This is a genomic window from Myceligenerans salitolerans, assembly GCF_017349295.1.
Classification (GTDB): Bacteria; Actinomycetota; Actinomycetes; order Actinomycetales; family Cellulomonadaceae; genus Myceligenerans; species Myceligenerans salitolerans.
Genome location: NZ_JAFMPK010000019.1, coordinates 62,921 through 79,120, shown reverse-complemented (window position 1 = coordinate 79,120; position 16,200 = coordinate 62,921). Strand labels below are relative to the sequence as shown.

Genomic DNA, 16,200 nt, shown 5'->3' with positions numbered 1-16,200 from the left:
GCCGGTCATCGGGCCGGGTCAGAACGGGTTCCGGTAGAGCCGCCAGGCGGTCGCCAGGACGACGACGGCGCCCGCGCCGGTCAGGACGAGTCCTTCACCGGCCCAGACGTGCCACCAGGCGTCCGTGGCCGCCACGGTCCGGCCGAGCTCCACGGACTGCCAGGCCGCGATGAAGGCGACGGGCAGGCCGACGACGGCACAGTGTGCGACGGCGGAGACGCGGTAGGGGATCACGGCCCCGGCGAAGAGCGCCAGGGCGAGCGTGCCCGTCCAGAGCCCGGGACCGCCGTAGCCGGGAAGGTTGCCCGCGGCGGTGCGGACCCACGGCAGCAGGGAGCCGACGAGAACGCAGAGGGCACCCACGATCATCATCGTGCTGCCGGGGTGGAAGATCCGGCGGCGCACGGTGGGCCCGGATGCGCTCGACGTCGAGGACATGCAGTCGATCGTAGGGCACCGGCAACCCCGCGCCGCCGTCCGGCCCGGCGGTGTGCGGCGACCGACCCGCGAGCGGGTGTGCCGGCGCCTCGAGCGGTCGGTCTCGCCTCGCGAACGGCCCGAGCCAGCCGACGGTGCCGCTGGCCGGCCGGAGGTGACCGCTCGCCAGGCCGCGACCGCCGTCGGACATTCTGCCCCTTGCCGGTCCGGCGGTGGAGCCACTTGGCTCATCGTGGGAAGAGATGTGACCCGGGCCACAACGGTCCCGGCCCGGTTCCTCCGGCACTGCTCTTCCGTACTGCCGGACCGAGACGCAAAGGAGCGCACCATGTCCGACGACGTCATGACGCCGGAGGGCGGCCCACCGCCCGGCGGCGGGAGCAACGGGTGGCGGAAGGAGTACTGGCGCAAGAACCTGCGGCTCATGGTCGCGCTGCTGATCGTCTGGTTCGCCGTCTCGTTCGGCTGCGGAATCCTTTTCGTGGAGCAGCTCAACCAGGTCGTGATCGCCGGGTTCCCCCTCGGGTTCTGGTTCGCCCAACAGGGCTCGATCTACACGTTCATCGTGCTGATCCTCGTCTACGCCATCCGCATGGACCGGCTCGACCGTGAGTACGGCGTGCACGAGCGCGACCACGACGGGGGGCTGACATGAGCGAGACACAGGTCTGGGCGCTCGTCTTCGTCGTCCTGAGCTTCGGCGTCTACATCTACATCGCCTGGCGCAGCCGGGTGAAGGAGACCAAGGGCTTCTTCGTCGCCGAGCAGAACGTGCCGGCGGTCGCCAACGGAGCCGCGGTCGCGGCGGACTGGATGTCCGCGGCGTCGTTCATCTCGATGGCGGGGCTCATCGCGTTCCTCGGCTCGGACGGCTCCATCTACCTGATGGGCTGGACCGGCGGCTACGTGCTGCTGGCCCTCCTGCTCGCGCCGTACCTGCGCAAGTGGGGCAAGTTCACCGTCCCGGAGTTCGTCGGTGACCGGTTCAGCGAGACCGTGCGGTCCGTGTCCGCCGTGGTCGCGATCATCGTCTCCTTCACGTACGTCGTCGGGCAGATGGCCGGCGGCGGCATCGTGTTCGCGCGGTTCCTGGAGATCCCGCAGGCCGGCGGCGTCGCCATCGCGGCCGCCGTCATCTTCACGTACGCGGTGTTCGGCGGCATGAAGGGCATCACCTGGACCCAGGTGGCCCAGTACACCGTGCTGATCGTCGCCTACCTGATCCCCGCGTGGGCCGTGGCGCACACCATGACCGGCATCCCGATCCCGCAGGTGTCGTTCGGGCAGATCCTGGACGAGCTCAACGCGCTCCAGGCGGAGTTCGGGCTGGACCAGTACACGCAGGCGTTCACCGCCCGTCCGCAGATCGACGTGTTCCTCGTGACGATGGCGCTGATGATCGGTACGGCCGGCCTGCCGCACGTGATCATCCGCTTCTACACGACCAAGTCGGTCCGCGGTTCGCGCTGGTCGGCGCTCTGGGCGCTGGTCTTCATCGCCCTGCTGTACACGACGGCCCCGGCCGTCGGCGCCTTCACCAAGGTCAACCTGCTCGACGGCGTGCAGGGACAGGCGGTCGACGCACTCCCGCAATGGGTGCAGAACTGGCAGGCGACGGGCCTGGTGTCCGTCTCCGAGACGTCGGAGACCGTCAACTCGGTCACGAACAACGCCGACACCTTCGCGGCCGGCGAGGCCGACCTGCTCGTGAACAACGACATCCTGGTTCTCGCCAGCCCCGAGATCGCGGGCCTGCCCGCGCCCATCGTCGGGCTCGTGGCAGCGGGCGGTCTCGCCGCGGCGATGTCGACGGCGGCCGGTCTGCTGCTGGTCATCTCCTCGTCCGTGTCGCACGACCTGTACTTCCGCTACGTGGACCACCACGCCTCCGAGGCGCGGCGGCTCGGGGTGAGCCGGATCGCCATGGGCCTGGCCGTGCTCGTCGCGATCTACTTCGGCATCAACCCGCCCGCGTTCGTGGCCCAGGTGGTCGCCTTCGCGTTCGGGTTGGCGGCATCGACGTTCTTCCCGATCCTGGTGCTCGGCATCTTCTGGAAACGCGCGAACGCCGCCGGCGCGGTGTCCGGCATGCTCGCCGGCCTCGTGTTCACCGCCAGCTACATGATCTACACGCTGGAGGTGTTCGGGACGAGCGCCAACGAGCACGTGCTCGGCATCAGCCCGGAGGGCATCGGCACCATCGGCGCCGTGGTCAACCTGGTCGTGACGATCGTGGTCTCGCTGGCGACCCGGCCACCGTCCGAGGAGGTCCAGGAGATGGTGGAGCAGATCCGGTACCCCTCGGAACGCGAGGAGACGCACGCCTGACCGACCACCGAACCCCGGGGCGTGGCGGGCCCAGCGACCCCGCCGCGCCCCGGCCCGGACCCGGCCCGGTGCCGGGAAGCCGCCTCCCCCTGGCGAACGGCTTCCCGGCGCCGGGCCGCGTGTCGAGGAACTCATAGGGTTGACCCATGCACCTTGTCGCCGACGCACTCGCCTTCTCCTATCCCGGGCGGGACGTCCTGCGAGGGGTCGGCGTCGCCGTCAACCCGGGCACACGGCTCGGCGTCGTCGGCGAGAACGGCTCCGGGAAGTCCACGTTCCTGCACCTCCTCGCCGGACTGCTCGACCCGACCGGGGGAGAGGTTCGCCGTAGCGGCACCGTCGCGCTCGTGGAACAGGAACTCCGGCCCGCCTCCGGGCAGACCGTCGGCGACCTGGTCGCCGCCACCCTCGACGGCCTCCGGCAGGCCTCCGCCGAGCTCGACGCCGCAGCCGCCGCCTTCGACCACGAGGCCGGCGACCTCGCCGAACTGCAGCGCACCCTCGCCCGCGCCGAACACCTCGCCGTCTGGGACGCGGACCGCCGCGTCGACGTCGCCCTGACCCGGCTGGGCGCGCCCCGTGACCCGGCCCGGCCGCTCGCCGAGCTCAGCGTCGGCGAGCGATATCGCGTCCGCCTGGCCTGCCGCCTCGCCGAACGCGCGGACCTGCTGCTGCTCGACGAACCCACCAACCACCTCGACACGAGCGCCATCGACTTCCTCACCGGTGAACTCGTCGCCTGGCGCGGGGGAGTGGTCGTCGTCACGCACGACCGCGAGCTGCTCGACGACGTCGCCACCGCCATCCTCGACCTCGACCCGTCCTGGGACGGCAGGCCCGTGCTGTACGGGCAGCCCGGCTACCTCTCCTACCGGTTCGCCAAGAACCAGGCGCTGCACCGCTGGCGGCAGAGATACCGCGCCGAACGCAAGCGTGCGGCCCGCCTCGCCGAGGTGCTCGACGCCTCCTACGAGGGGCTGTCCGACGAGTGGCGGCCCCCCAAGGGCTCGCAGAAGCACCGCCGTGCCACCCGGGCGCGCATCCACGTCAAGGCCGCCGACCGCCTCGCCCAGAAGCTCGAGGCCGAGGCGATCGAGGTCCCCGTCCCGCCGCCGGCGCTCGCGTTCCCCGACCTGCCCGCGATGTCACCGGGCTGGGATCCGGGCGAACCGCTGGTCGAGGTGCGGAACCCCCGGGTGGCGCTCGCCGAGGCCAGGAAAAGTGTCCCAAGTGTGCTGCTCGACCTGCCGGGTACTCGCGTCGCGATACCGCCGTCGGGCCGGCTGCTGGTCACCGGACCGAACGGCACCGGGAAGTCGACCCTGCTCCGGGTGCTCGCGGGGGAGGCAGGGCTCGGCCGGGGGAGTCGCGTGTCCCGGGAGGGTGTGCGGATCGGCGTCGTCGGACAGGAGAGCCCGGCGCTGACGCCCGCCGCCGCGCGACGGACCGGGTTCGAGACGGCCGCCGACGAAGCGCTGTCGCTCCTCGCGGCCGGGGAGCTCGATCCCGACCACGTGGTGGCGGTGGCGTCGCTCGGCCTGCTGTCGGAGGAGGACCTGGACCGCCCGCTCGGCGAGCTGTCGGTCGGGCAACGACGGCGGTTCGAGCTGGCGCGGGCGCTCCTGCACGTCCCCCACCTGCTGCTGCTCGACGAACCCACCAACCATCTGTCGATCGATCTTGTCGACGAGCTCACGCGCGCCCTGACCACCACGCCGGCCGCCGTCGTCGTCGCCACCCACGACCGCCGCATGCGCGAGGAGCTGGCGGACTGGCCCCACCTGACACTCCCCTGACGTCGGCCGTGCCTCGGCCCTGACCTCGGCCCCCGCTCTCGGGCTGCCCCGTCCGGGCCCGACGTCCGGGCTGCCGGCCGCCACCCCGGGGCTGCCCGGGCCGCCACACCCGGCCGCCACGCCCGGCCGCCACGCCCAGCCGCCACGCCCAGCCGCCACGCCCAGCCGCCACACCCGGGTCGCCACGCCCGGGTCGCCACGCCCGGGTCGCCACGCCCGGGTCGCCACGCCGAGCGGCGACCACGCCATGTTGTGGTGGTGGTTGCGCTCTCACCCCCACGAGATGGCGTGGTCGCCGGTCGGTGCGCCACGAGATGGCGTGGTCGGCGGTCGGTGTCCCGCGAGATGGCGCGATCGGCGGTCGGTGTCCCGCGAGATGGCGTGGTCGGCGGTCGGTGGTCGGTGGTCGGGGTGCCGCGGAATGGCGTGGTCGGCGGCGCGTCTAGCGAGTGAGGGTGACGCCACGCTCGCGGCCGAGGTGGGTGCGGATGGTCGTGGCGAGGTCGCGGAGCTCCAGGTCGGCGCGGTCCACCGCGGTCTCGTCGAGGGTCACGCCCAGGAGGTAGCGACCCGAACCGTGGTGCACCTCGACCACGAACACCGCGCCCTTCTCGACGTCGAGCACGAGCCGCAGCACCCGGCCGGAGTCCAGCTGGGCGAAGTCGTCGTCGAGCAGTTCCACCAGGGCGCGAAGGCCCTCACCGTAGCGTTCGTAGACCCGACGGTGCTTGTCCGCGTCGGCGAGGCCGAGCAACGGCGCGAGCGCGGGGTCCTCCAGGACGTCGACCCGGAAGATCCCCTTGCCGCGGGTGTGGTATTGCAGGTAGTGCAGGCTGTCCGGGGCGAGCCGCGCGGTGCAGAGCGCCACCACGCCGTCCGTCTCCGGGCCGTAGGGCCGCAGCGCATGGTGCGAGACGTGCTCCGTGCGCGTCCGCATCTCGCGCGCGGCGCGCGCCTCGGCCCGCCGGGCCCGGAGGTGGCCCAGCCGGTCGATGCCGAAGAGCAGGGCGCTGATCCCGCCCAGGACCCCGACGAAGAGGACACCGCGGCGCAGGCTGAAGTTCTCGTCCAGGAGTGACGCCATCCCGAGCTCGACGAGGAACGGGAGCAGCAGCGAACCACCGAGGCCGGTAGCGACCTTGCCGGCGAGCTTCGTGTGCCCGTGCATGCGCCTCCCCGTTCGCGGGTGCCCGGGTGGCACCTGGGAAGTTATACCCCATCATGGGCATCTCGGGCGGTGCCGGCGTGCTGTGGCGGGCAGCGTCCGTCAGGTCAGCCGGCCGACGTGCGCCATCGCCTGCCGCACGAGGGTGCCCTGGCCGTTCATCATCTCGGCCTGCACCGTGTCGGCGCACGCCTCCTCCGGCGTCATCCAGGCGAGGTCGAGCGCGTTCTGCTGCGGGCGGCAGTCACCCGTCACCGGCACGACGTAGGCCATGGAGATCGCGTGCTGGCGCGGGTCGTGGAAGGCGGTGATCCCCGGGGTGGGGAAGTACTCGGCGATCGTGAACGGCTGCGGCGACGGCGGCACCTGCGGCAGTGCCACCGGGCCGAGATCCTTCTCGATGTGGCGCAGCAGCGCGTCCCGCACCCGCTCGTGGTACATCACGCGGCCCGACACCAGCGCACGCGTGATCGCCCCCTGGGTGTCGACGCGCAGGAGCAGGCCGACGGCGACCACATCCCCCGAGTCGTCCACGCGGACCGGCACCGCGTCCACGTAGACCAGGGGAAGCTGAGCGCGCACCACCGCGAGATCCTCCTCCGTGAGCCAGCCGGAGGTCTGGGAGTTGTCACGGTAGAAGTCGTCGGCAGGGTAGTCCGCGGTGTCGGTCACGGACCCTTTTCTACCAGGATCGGTCGCCTGAGGCGGGAAGATCCGGCTCCGGACCTTCCACACACCCCGCCGTACCGTCGTGGCGGGCGGCGGCAGGGGTGTTGCACGTGGCCGATCACGGCTGCGATGCCGGAGCCCTTGCGTGTCCCGCGGGATGTGCTGCGCTTGAACGATGATCCCGCGTATCCGACAGGTGGTGCTCGACACCACCGACGCCCGCGCCCTCGCCGAGTTCTACCGGAAGCTGTTCGGGCTCTCCTACCGGCGTGGCGACGAGACGCCACCGCCGGGCGAGTCCGACCCGAAGGGCCGGGACTGGCTCGTCCTGCGGAACGACAGCGGGATCTCCCTCGCGTTCCAGCAGGTCGACGAGCTGTCCCGTCCCACCTGGCCGGACCCTGACGTGCCGCAGCAGCTGCATCTCGACACCACGGTGCCCGATGTCGCCACGCTCCACGAGGCGCGCGACCACGCCCTCGCGCTCGGGGCGGTGCAGCTCGACGACCGGTCGGAAGATCCCGAGGAGCCGCTCTACGTCTTCGCCGACCCGATGGGCCACCCGTTCTGCGTCTTCGTCGAGTGAACGTATCCCGCTCAGGCCGCGAAGGCCGCAGGACCGAACCGGCCCCAGGCGATGAACACGGCGATGGCGAGATAGGTTCCCGTCAGGGCTACGAGCCTGGTCTGGCCGAGGCGGCCATGGGTCACCATCGCACCCACCATCAGGACGGCCCAGCACGTCGCCGTGACCGGGACCAGCACCGGGGCGATGCCGACGATCGGCGGGAGGATGAGCCCGGCCACCGCCAGCAGTTCCACGATGCCCAGGGCCTTGACGGGCCCCGCGCTGGTCACTGTCGTCCAGGTGCCCTCCATCGAGTCGAGCCGGGCTTTCGAGAGGAACGTCTTGGTGACGCCTCCGAGCAGAGCGACGGCCGCCAGTACGGCGGTCGCGATCCAGAGAGCGAGATCCATCGGTTCTCCTTCGTCGTCGGAACGTGACGAGCCCGCCGAGCACTGCCGCGGCCTCGTCACCACGACACGATCACCGGGGGCAGCGTGACGTGATCTGCCTCACGAGGTCGATCGCCGGCGCCGGGACGACATGACGAGGCGGCGTGGTCCCAAGGACCACGCCGCCTGCCGTCGAGTGCGCCATCAGGGACTCGAACCCCAAACCCGCTGATTAAGAGTCAGCTGCTCTGCCAATTGAGCTAATGGCGCCTAACCCCACCCAACCCCATGATCACACCGCACGACGGCGACGGACACAACCACGGAGGGGGCCCGGGGGCAAGCCCCGGGCGGGGTGTGGGGCTGCGCCCCACAAGACATCAACGAAGCGAAAAGGCTCACGAAGTGAGCACACCCCGGCCTCGCTGAGTGCGCCATCAGGGACTCGAACCCCAAACCCGCTGATTAAGAGTCAGCTGCTCTGCCAATTGAGCTAATGGCGCGTGACGGAGAGCAACACTACCAGGACGTCCGCCCAGGCTCACAACCGAATACGACGTGACCTGCATGACAGGCCCGCGGGAGCGTCCGTGCCGGCGGACGCCCCCGCACCAGCTACAGGTAGAGCCCCGCCGCACTGTCGCCGTCGTCGACCGTGTGCACGCCGTGCACGTCGCGCTCCCGCAGCAGCACGTAGTCGGTGCCACCGAGCTCCACCTCGGCCCGGTCCTCCGGATCGAACAGGACCCGGTCCCCGACGCCGACCTGCCGTACGTGCTCGCCGGCCGCGACCACCTTCGCCCACGCGAGCCGCTTGGGCCCGGCCGCGGTCGCCGGGATCACCAGCCCGCCCGTGGACTGCCGCTCGGCCTTGTCCGTCTCGGGCTCGACGAGGAGACGGTCGTGCAGCATGCGGATCGGGAGGCTGCCCGACGGCGCCTGCCCTCCGACGGGATTCTTGACTACGGAACTCACGGCCCCAACGCTACGCGACCGCGGGACCGCGACCGACGTCGGGTCGGCGCCGGGCCACGACGCAGGCCGGACACGGATACCGTGGGCTCCATGACCACACGGCTCGAACCCGGCGACAAGGCCCCCGACTTCGAACTCGCGACCGCCGGCGGCGGCACCGTCTCGCTCGCCGACCTGCGGGCGAACGCTTCGCGGGGCGTCGTCGTCTACTTCTACCCGGCCGCCTCCACGCCCGGCTGCACCAAAGAGGCCTGCGACTTCCGCGACTCGCTCGCCGCGCTGCAGGGCGCGGGCTACGCCGTGGTCGGCGTCTCACCGGACAAGGTGGCCAAGCTGGAGAAGTTCGCCGACGCGGAGTCGCTCACCTTCCCGCTCGCCTCGGACCCCGAGCACGCCACGCTCGAGGCCTACGGGGCGTGGGGCGAGAAGCAGAACTACGGCAGGACGTACGTGGGCGTGATCCGCTCCACGGTCGTCGTGGCGCCGGACGGCTCCGTCTCCCTGGCGCAGTACAACGTCCGCGCCACCGGGCACGTGGCCCGCCTGCGCAAGGCGCTCGGCGTCGACGGGTGAGCCGCGGCGCGGCGTGCCGGTCAGGAGCTCGCCGCCGCCCGCGCCGCCGTCCGGCCGCCGCCCCCCGGATGTCCGCCGAGTCCGGACCGTGACCTCGAATTCGCCGGGCCGTCACCGCCCGGAAGGAATCGGACCGCGACCTGTGTCTAGCGTGAGGTGCGTTCGGCGTGGCCGATACCGGCCGCGTGCCACCTTCTCACGAGGAGAGACCTGATGAAGCGATCTGCGGGTATCGCCGTCGCGGCGGCCGCGGCCCTCGCCCTGACCGCCTGCGGCGGAGGCACCGACGAGGGCTCGGGCTCGGAGGAGCGCGACGTTCCGGAGACCCTGACCCTCGGCCTGGTTCCGTCCCAGGACCAGGACCAGCTCGTCGAGGACGCCGAGGTGCTCGGTGACCTCCTCGGGGAGGAGCTCGGCGTCGAGGTGGAGACCTCGGTGTCGACCGACTACGCCGCCCTCGTCGTGGCCATGCAGACCGAGCAGGCCGACATCGGCATGTTCGGCCCGGTCGCCCTGGTCCAGGCCGTCGACCAGGCCGACGCCGAAGCGGTGCTGCAGGCCGTGCGTTACGGCTCCTCGACCTACCACACGCAGTGGATGACGAACGACCCGGACACGTACTGCCTGGACGAGGTCGTCACCGAGACGGACGACGACGGCACCGAGTTCGCCTTCTGCAACGGCGCCGAGGCCGTCGAGGGCCCCACGGGCGAGGACGCGCTCGCGCTCATCGAACAGGGCACCACGATCTCCTTCGTCGAGGAGGGCTCGGCCTCCGGGTACTACTACCCCGCCACCCAGCTCGCCGAGGTCCAGGGCATCGACCCCCTCACGGACATCACGTCGATCTTCGCGGGCGGGCACCCGAACTCCGTGTTGAACGTCGTACGCGGGGACGCCCCGATCGGGGTCTCGTTCAACGACGCGCGCGCCGAGGTGCTCGAGGAGGAGCCGGACGCCGGTACGGAGGTCGTCGTGTTCGCGTCGTCGCCCGAGATCCCGAACGACGGCGTCGCCGTCGCCGGCTCCTTCTCCGACGAGGCGACACAGCGGATCACGGACGCCTTCGTGGCACTCACCGAGAGCGAGGAGGGCCTCGCGGCCCTCGACGCGGTGTACGGCATCGAAGGCCTGGAGCCCGCCGACCTCGACGCGCTGGACGCCGCCCGCCAGGTCGCGGCGAACTTCGGCGACGCGGAGTGAGGCAGGAGGTGGGCACCGGGCCCGGCGTGCCGGGCACGGGGCCCACCACGACGGACGGGAGAAACCGATGATCACCTTCCGTGACGTCCACGTCACCTACCCGACCGGGACCAAGGGGCTCGACGGCGTCTCCCTGGAGATACCCGAGGGCGAGTTCGTGGTGGTCGTGGGCCTTTCCGGGGCAGGCAAGTCGACGCTCGTCCGCGCCGTGAACGGGCTCGTGCCCGTGACCTCCGGCGAGCTGGAGGTGAACGGACAGCGGGTCGACGGCGCGCGCGGGGGCACGCTCCGACGCCTGCGCGCCGACGTCGGCATGATCTTCCAGGGCTTCAACCTCGTCACCCGTGTCAGCGTCCTGAGGAACGTCCTCATGGGCCGGCTCTCGCACTCGCCCGTGAGCTCGCTGTTCGGCGTGTACGGCGCGGCGGACAAGGAGATCGCGTTCGACGCGCTCGACCGCGTCGGCATCCTCGACAAGGCGTACGTGCGGGCCTCCCGGTTGTCCGGCGGCCAGCAGCAGCGTGTCGCGATCGCGCGCGTTCTGGCGCAGCAGCCGCACGTGGTGCTCGCCGACGAGCCCGTGGCCTCGCTCGACCCGCCCACGGCCAACGCGGTCATGGCGGACCTGCGCCGCGTGCAGCGGCAACTGGGCATCACGACCGTGGTCAACCTCCACTTCCTGGACCTGGCCAAGAGCTTCGCCGACCGGATCGTCGGCATGCGCGCCGGGAGGATCGTGTTCGACGGGCCCGCCGCCGAGGTCGACGACAGGGTGTTCGAGAGCATCTACGGCCGCTCGCTGAGCGTCCAGGACGTCTCCACCGCCGAGGTGGACCGCCTGACATGACCGCCACGACCACCGTGCCCGCGCCGGGACGGGCGGTACCGCCGAAGCCGCGCCCGCCGTGGGGCCTCTACGCGGGACTGATCGCCTGCGCGGTCGTCACCGTGTGGGCCGCGCTCGGCATCGAGTTCACGCTCGCGCCACTGTTCTCCGACCTCACCCGGGGGCGGGAGGTCGTCGCCGAGTTCTTCCGCCCCGACTGGGAGTTCGCCTGGCGGGTGCGGGAACAGTGGCTCGAGACGCTCCAGCTCGCCGTCGTCGCCGGCTCCCTCGGCTGCCTCCTCGCGCTCGTCCTGGCCCACATGGCCAGCGACGTCACCGCACCGCCCTGGATGGCCCGCACGCTCAAGGCGCTGCTCGCCGTCGAGCGCTCGCTGCCCGACGTCGCGTGGGCGCTGCTCGCGGTCGCCGTCGTCGGCAACGGGGCACTGGCGGGCATCCTGGCCCTGTTCGCGTTCAACGTGGGTGTCGCGGCGAAGCTCACGGCGGAGAGCGTCGACGCCGTCGACCGCGGCCCCGTCGAGGCCGCCACCGCCGTGGGCGCGAGCGCGGTGCAGCGTGCCGTGGCAGCCGTGCTCCCGCAGGTCATGCCGAACTTCTTGTCGTACTCGTTCTACGTCTTCGAGCTGAACATCCGTGCCTCGCTCGTCATCGGCCTGGTCGGCGCGGGGGGTATCGGCCAGGTCATCAAGACCGAGCTGTCCCGCTTCCAGTACTCGCACATCTCCGCGATCGTGGCGGTCTTCGTCGTCGTGGTGTTCGTCCTCGACCAGGCCTCGGCGTGGTTGCGCAGGAGGCTGATATGAGGACCGTCGGGACGCGTCCGCCCGCCGCGGGGCCGGTGGACGGTGACCGGCCGAAGCGGCCGAACCCGTGGAGGCAGGTCACCGGTTCCCTGGTGACCGCCGTCGTCGTGGTCCTGTGCGTCGTCACCGTCGACGCGCAGTGGGCCCGCCTGTCCGAGGCGCCCGGCATCCTCGGTGACTACCTGCGGCTGATGACCCGCGGCGTGCTGCAGAACCCGATGGCGGACCCGTACACCGACTACTGGTCCAAGGCCTTCGAGTACATGGTGGAGTCGCTGCAGATGGCGTGGATCGGCACGCTCGTCGGCGCGGTGCTGTCGTTCCCGGCGGCGTTCCTCGCTGCCCGGAACGTCTCGCCGAGGCCGGTCGTGTTCGTCACCCGGCAGGTCCTCAACGTGATCCGTGCGATCCCGGAGCTCATCCTGGCGATCGCGATCATGCTGCCGATCTTCGGTCTGGGGCCGCTGGCCGGTGCGCTGGCGCTCGGTGTCGGCTCGGTGGGGACGCTGGGGAAGCTCGGCAGCGAGGTGATCGAGGCGGTGGACCCGCGTCCCGTCGAGGCGGTCGCCGCGACCGGCGCGCGACGGCTCCACGTGCTCGCCTGGGGTGTGCTCCCGCAGGCGCTGCCCGAGATCGTGGCGCTCTGGCTCTACCGGTTCGAGATCAACATCCGGGCCGGGGCGATCCTCGGCGCGGTGGGCGCCGGCGGCATCGGCTCGATCCTCACCCAGCTGTTCGAGGCGCGGCTGTGGGACCGGATCGGGATCACGCTGTTCCTCGTCATCGCGGTCACGGTCCTGGTGGACCAGCTCTCGGCGCGGGTGCGGCACCGCATCATCGCGGGCGGCGGCAAGGACCCGGTGGCCGGCGAGGCGGAGGCGCTGGCATGAGCCGGCGCGGGCCACGCGGGAGGGAGCACCGCTTACACTGAGGTCCGCGCGCGAGTGGCGTAACTGGCAGCCGCGCCAGGTTTAGGTCCTGGTGTCTTCGGACGTGCGGGTTCGAGTCCCGCCTCGCGCACTCGAAGCTACCCTGCGAAGAGCAGGGCCGCCGCCGGTGGCGACGATTGCACGGCGGTCTGCCCGGAGGAGCAACCCCGTACCACCGAGCGGCGTCTTCTTGGGGCGTGATGACCGACAACCAGCCAGTGCCGCCGAGTACTGCCCCACCCGACCGTCCGGCGCACGCCCCGGGAGACCCGACATGACCGCCGCCACGGCTGTGGACGGCGTGTCCGTCGTCGTCCGTGCGACGACGGAGCGGGAGTTCACTGAGTTCGCCCGGCGCTCCATGCCCGTCCTGTACCGGATCGCCTACCTGCTGTGCGGCGACGAGCACCGCGCCCACGACCTGACCCAGCTCGCCCTGGAGCGGACCTTCCGCGCGTGGCCCCGCGTGCGCGACGGGTCGCCGTTCGCCTACGCGCGGCGGGCGCTCGTCACGTCGCGGATCGACGCGTGGCGCCGTACGCGGCGGGACGTGCTGCGCGAGCCGGAGACCTTCGACCGCGCGGACGAGGTCCGCGAGCCCGCCGTGCACGAGCGGGACCGGCTCGTGCACGCCCTCGCGCAGCTCCCTCCGCGGCAGCGCCGTGTCGTCGTGCTGCGCTACCTGCTCGACCGCAGCGAGCAGGAGACCGCCGAGGATCTCGGCATCAGCCGGGGAACCGTCAAGTCGACCGCGTCTCGCGGCCTGGCGAACCTGCGCACCGTCCTGGGAACGACCGACGAGGAGCCACAGCGATGAACGACCTCCTGACGAGCGAGAAGCGCGTCGTCGCGGCGATCCAGCCGCCGGCCTGGGCCGACGCGGACACCATGGCGGCGACGGCGATGCACCGTGTCCGACGCCGGCGCGTCGTCGTCCGTGCGGTGGGCGCGGCGGCCGCGGTGCTGGCCGTGGTCGGCGGGGTCGCCCTGGCACAGCCGCAGCCGGAGCCGGAGCTCCCGGGGGCGTCGGCGCCCGCGGTACAGCCGGTGGCGTCACCCGACGCCGACATCCCCGCAGGATGGTCCGCATACGAGTTCGGCGGACTGACGTTCGCCGTTCCCTCCGACTGGATCGAACACGACTCGATCGGAGTCAACGGCGAGCCCGGGACGCTGTGGACCGACGAGACGATCACCGAGCAGTTCCAGCTCCAGGTGGGCGCCGAACCCGGGTGGGCAGGGCCGCCCGAGGACACCACGGAGTGGGACGTGCCCGGGGCCGAGCGTGCGGCGCTGTACCGGTACGACAACCAGACCGGTGTGGCAGCCAACCTTGAGGTGGAGCGGGCCGACGGCTACTTCTACCAGGCCGTGGTCAACGTGCCGTCGCAGGAAGCGCTCGACACGATCCTTGCCGGCCTGCGCCGGACGCTCTCCGTCAGCACCGATCCCGCCGACGTGGAGGAGCTCTTCGGATCGACGGACGAGCTGCCCGTCGTCGAACTTCCGAGCGGTCTGCCGGGCGGCTGGCGCGTCCAGGAGGTCGACGGTCTGGAATTCGGGATTCCGGCGGGCGGGGAGTACGACGGCCCGCACACCGACTCCGGCGACTCGACGTCCAGCACCTGGTTCGACGATGCCGAGAAGCGTGAGATCTGGGTGACCTACTGGGCCGAGGGCCGCGACGCCCTCGCGGTGCCCGGCGCCGACAGCGGAGCCGGGACCTTCCCGCTCGACGGCGCCGACTACGTCACCCTCGGCTCCGTCACGGACGAGGACGGCAGCCGCGAGACGGTGATCACGGTGCGCCGAGCCGACGGCGGAACGTACCAGGTCCGCGTGGTCGCCCCGAAGGGTGCGGGCACCGACCTGGCCCTCCAGGTCGCGGGGACGCTCGCGCTCCGCTGAGAACACCCCTCGCTCCGCCGGTTCCGCGCGAGAACCCGCACGGGCGATCCGTTCGGTCCGGGCCCTGATCGGCATCCGCTGATCAGGGCCCAGCTCCGTCACCCGGCTGGCGTTGTCACCCCCGGCGCTGTCACGCCGGCTGGGTCTGTTTGCGGTGGTGCTGCCGCGGCGTCGGACGGACCGCGGAGGGCAGCGCGCGGTGCCGGAGCCGTTACAGTCCGTGACATGACCACAGTCGTTCATTCCTCCTCGCCCGCGGATCTGCTGGACATCGAGTCCGAGTTCGGGGCCGCCGAACTCGAGGTGCGCGATCGGGTCCGCGAGTTCACGGACCGGCGGATCCGGCCGAACATCGCGCGGTGGTTCGCCGACGCCGTGTTCCCGCGCGAGATCGTGCCCGAGCTCGGCGAGCTGGGCCTGCTCGGGATGCACCTGGACGGGTACGGCTGCGCCGGCCGGTCCGCCGTCGAGTACGGCCTCGCCTGTCAGGAGCTCGAGGCCGGCGACTCCGGGATCCGGACCTTCGTGTCCGTGCAGGGCTCGCTCGTGATGTCCGCGATCCACAAGCACGGCTCGGCCGCACAGAAGGAGGAGTGGCTGCCGCGCCTCGCGCGCGGCGAGGCGATCGGTTGCTTCGGCCTGACCGAGCCCGGCGCCGGCTCCAACCCCGCGAGCATGACCACCCGCGCCCGCCGCGACGGCGGGGAGTGGGTGATCGACGGGGCCAAGCGGTGGATCGGCCTCGCGTCGATCGCGGACGTCGCGGTGATCTGGGCCAAGGTGTCCGACGACGACACCGGGGCGGTGTCCGACGGCGGGGAGGTGCCCGACGCCGGGGCGGTGCCCGACGGCGCCGCGGACGCCCGGCTCGACGGCAGCGTCGGGTCGGACGCGCGTCCGGCGGAGATCGCGGGGCGTGGGCGGGTCCGCGAGCGCGTGCGCGGCTTCCTGGTGCCGACGTCGTCGCCGGGCTTCACGGCCACGCCCATCGAGCCGAAGCTGTCGATGCGCGCCTCGATCCAGTGCGACGTCGCACTGGACGGCGTGCGCGTGCCCGAGGACGCGATCCTGCCCGAGAACCCCGGCCTGCGCGGGCCGTTCGCCTGCCTGGACGAGGCGCGGTACGGCATCGTCTGGGGCTCGGTGGGCGCGGCCCGCGACGCGTTCGAGGCGGCCCTGGCCTACGCCGGCGAGCGCGTCCAGTTCGGGGTCCCCGTCGCGTCGCACCAGCTCACGCAGGAGAAGCTGGTGAACATGGCCCTCGAGATCAGCAAGGCACAGCTCCTGGCCCTGCGGATCGGCCGGCTCAAGGACGCCGGACGGCTGGAGGCGCACATGGTCTCGGCGGGCAAGCTGAACAACGCCCGCACGGCGATCGAGGTGTGCCGCACCGCTCGCACGGTGCTCGGCGGCAACGGCGTGACGCTCGACCACTCGCCGCTGCGTCACGCCAACAACCTGGAGTCGGTGCGCACCTACGAGGGCACCGACGAGGTCCACACCCTCATCCTGGGCCGTCACCTGACGGGCCTCCAGGCCTTCCGCTGAGCCGACCGCATCGCGGGACGTTCCCGCAGTCTTCGAGCAGGAGTCGATTCCTGTTCATCCT

Annotated in this window: 17 protein-coding genes and 3 tRNA genes; 13 read left to right on the top strand and 7 right to left on the bottom strand. The window is 71.7% G+C overall.

The features are described 5' to 3' along the window. Nucleotides 1-18: 18 nt before the first annotated feature. Nucleotides 19-438: a hypothetical protein gene (locus J0911_RS02350; protein WP_207273787.1), complete on the bottom strand. Its 420-nt coding sequence runs from the start codon at nucleotides 436-438 to the stop codon at nucleotides 19-21. A 328-nt stretch (nucleotides 439-766) separates the two neighbouring features. Here J0911_RS02350 and J0911_RS02345 point away from each other — a divergent pair, with 328 nt between their 5' ends. The 3 genes from J0911_RS02345 (at nucleotide 767) to J0911_RS02335 (ending at nucleotide 4,562) form a co-directional block, all read left to right on the top strand. After that, nucleotides 767-1,093, top strand: coding sequence for a DUF4212 domain-containing protein (locus J0911_RS02345; protein WP_207273786.1), 327 nt, complete (start codon nucleotides 767-769; stop codon nucleotides 1,091-1,093). Further along, nucleotides 1,090-2,766: a sodium:solute symporter family protein gene (locus tag J0911_RS02340; protein WP_207273785.1), complete on the top strand. Its 1,677-nt coding sequence runs from the start codon at nucleotides 1,090-1,092 to the stop codon at nucleotides 2,764-2,766. Before J0911_RS02345 ends, J0911_RS02340 begins: the two co-directional genes overlap by 4 nt. Nucleotides 2,767-2,912: 146 nt before the next feature. Then, on the top strand, nucleotides 2,913-4,562 hold the full coding sequence (locus J0911_RS02335) for an ABC-F family ATP-binding cassette domain-containing protein (RefSeq protein ID WP_207273784.1): 1,650 nt from the start codon (nucleotides 2,913-2,915) through the stop codon (nucleotides 4,560-4,562). Nucleotides 4,563-5,004: 442 nt separating this feature from the next. On the opposite strand, the gene J0911_RS02330 is transcribed toward J0911_RS02335, so the two are convergent. Continuing rightward, nucleotides 5,005-5,730: a hypothetical protein gene (locus tag J0911_RS02330; RefSeq protein ID WP_207273783.1), complete on the bottom strand. Its 726-nt coding sequence runs from the start codon at nucleotides 5,728-5,730 to the stop codon at nucleotides 5,005-5,007. 99 nt (nucleotides 5,731-5,829) lie between these two features. Next, a complete protein-coding gene (locus tag J0911_RS02325; protein ID WP_207273782.1) occupies nucleotides 5,830-6,399 on the bottom strand; it encodes an NUDIX hydrolase family protein in 570 nt (189 codons plus the stop codon). A 172-nt stretch (nucleotides 6,400-6,571) separates the two neighbouring features. On the opposite strand from J0911_RS02325, the gene J0911_RS02320 reads away from it, so the two are divergent. Beyond that, nucleotides 6,572-6,982, top strand: a complete 411-nt coding sequence (locus tag J0911_RS02320; RefSeq protein WP_207273781.1) for a VOC family protein — start codon at nucleotides 6,572-6,574, stop codon at nucleotides 6,980-6,982. Nucleotides 6,983-6,993: 11 nt separating this feature from the next. Here J0911_RS02320 and J0911_RS02315 read toward each other — a convergent pair whose 3' ends face one another. From J0911_RS02315 to J0911_RS02300, 4 genes are all read right to left on the bottom strand, one after another. After that, a complete protein-coding gene (locus J0911_RS02315) occupies nucleotides 6,994-7,374 on the bottom strand; it encodes a DoxX family protein (protein WP_207273780.1) in 381 nt (126 codons plus the stop codon). 176 nt (nucleotides 7,375-7,550) lie between these two features. Further along, nucleotides 7,551-7,623 (bottom strand) — tRNA-Lys (locus J0911_RS02310). Nucleotides 7,624-7,783: 160 nt separating this feature from the next. After that, nucleotides 7,784-7,856, bottom strand: a tRNA-Lys gene (locus J0911_RS02305). 112 nt (nucleotides 7,857-7,968) lie between these two features. Then, nucleotides 7,969-8,265 (bottom strand): GroES family chaperonin, encoded by a 297-nt coding sequence (locus tag J0911_RS02300; RefSeq protein ID WP_207273978.1) that lies wholly within the window; start codon nucleotides 8,263-8,265, stop codon nucleotides 7,969-7,971. Between the two features lie 153 nt (nucleotides 8,266-8,418). On the opposite strand from J0911_RS02300, the gene J0911_RS02295 reads away from it, so the two are divergent. The 9 genes from J0911_RS02295 to J0911_RS02255 all read left to right on the top strand — a co-directional run bounded on the left by J0911_RS02295 (nucleotide 8,419) and on the right by J0911_RS02255 (nucleotide 16,139). Then, nucleotides 8,419-8,901: a peroxiredoxin gene (locus J0911_RS02295; RefSeq protein WP_207273779.1), complete on the top strand. Its 483-nt coding sequence runs from the start codon at nucleotides 8,419-8,421 to the stop codon at nucleotides 8,899-8,901. Nucleotides 8,902-9,114: 213 nt separating this feature from the next. Further along, nucleotides 9,115-10,104, top strand: coding sequence for a phosphate/phosphite/phosphonate ABC transporter substrate-binding protein (gene phnD, locus J0911_RS02290; RefSeq protein ID WP_207273778.1), 990 nt, complete (start codon nucleotides 9,115-9,117; stop codon nucleotides 10,102-10,104). A 67-nt stretch (nucleotides 10,105-10,171) separates the two neighbouring features. After that, entirely contained in the window at nucleotides 10,172-10,951 is a 780-nt protein-coding gene (gene phnC, locus J0911_RS02285) for a phosphonate ABC transporter ATP-binding protein (RefSeq protein WP_207273777.1), read from the top strand. Beyond that, nucleotides 10,948-11,754 (top strand): phosphonate ABC transporter, permease protein PhnE, encoded by an 807-nt coding sequence (gene phnE / locus J0911_RS02280; RefSeq protein WP_207273776.1) that lies wholly within the window; start codon nucleotides 10,948-10,950, stop codon nucleotides 11,752-11,754. The genes phnC and phnE (J0911_RS02280) overlap by 4 nt, the downstream gene beginning before the upstream one ends. Next, nucleotides 11,751-12,644, top strand: coding sequence for a phosphonate ABC transporter, permease protein PhnE (gene phnE, locus J0911_RS02275; protein ID WP_207273775.1), 894 nt, complete (start codon nucleotides 11,751-11,753; stop codon nucleotides 12,642-12,644). Before phnE (J0911_RS02280) ends, phnE (J0911_RS02275) begins: the two co-directional genes overlap by 4 nt. A 48-nt stretch (nucleotides 12,645-12,692) precedes the next feature. Continuing rightward, nucleotides 12,693-12,774: transfer RNA gene (locus tag J0911_RS02270), tRNA-Leu, on the top strand. Nucleotides 12,775-12,957: 183 nt separating this feature from the next. Beyond that, nucleotides 12,958-13,500, top strand: a complete 543-nt coding sequence (locus J0911_RS02265) for a SigE family RNA polymerase sigma factor (protein WP_207273774.1) — start codon at nucleotides 12,958-12,960, stop codon at nucleotides 13,498-13,500. Continuing rightward, on the top strand, nucleotides 13,497-14,591 hold the full coding sequence (locus J0911_RS02260) for a hypothetical protein (RefSeq protein ID WP_207273773.1): 1,095 nt from the start codon (nucleotides 13,497-13,499) through the stop codon (nucleotides 14,589-14,591). The genes J0911_RS02265 and J0911_RS02260 overlap by 4 nt, the downstream gene beginning before the upstream one ends. Before the next feature lie 225 nt (nucleotides 14,592-14,816). After that, nucleotides 14,817-16,139 carry an acyl-CoA dehydrogenase family protein gene (locus tag J0911_RS02255; RefSeq protein WP_207273772.1) on the top strand — a complete coding sequence of 441 codons (1,323 nt, stop codon included), beginning with the start codon at nucleotides 14,817-14,819 and terminating at the stop codon, nucleotides 16,137-16,139. Nucleotides 16,140-16,200: the final 61 nt, after the last annotated feature.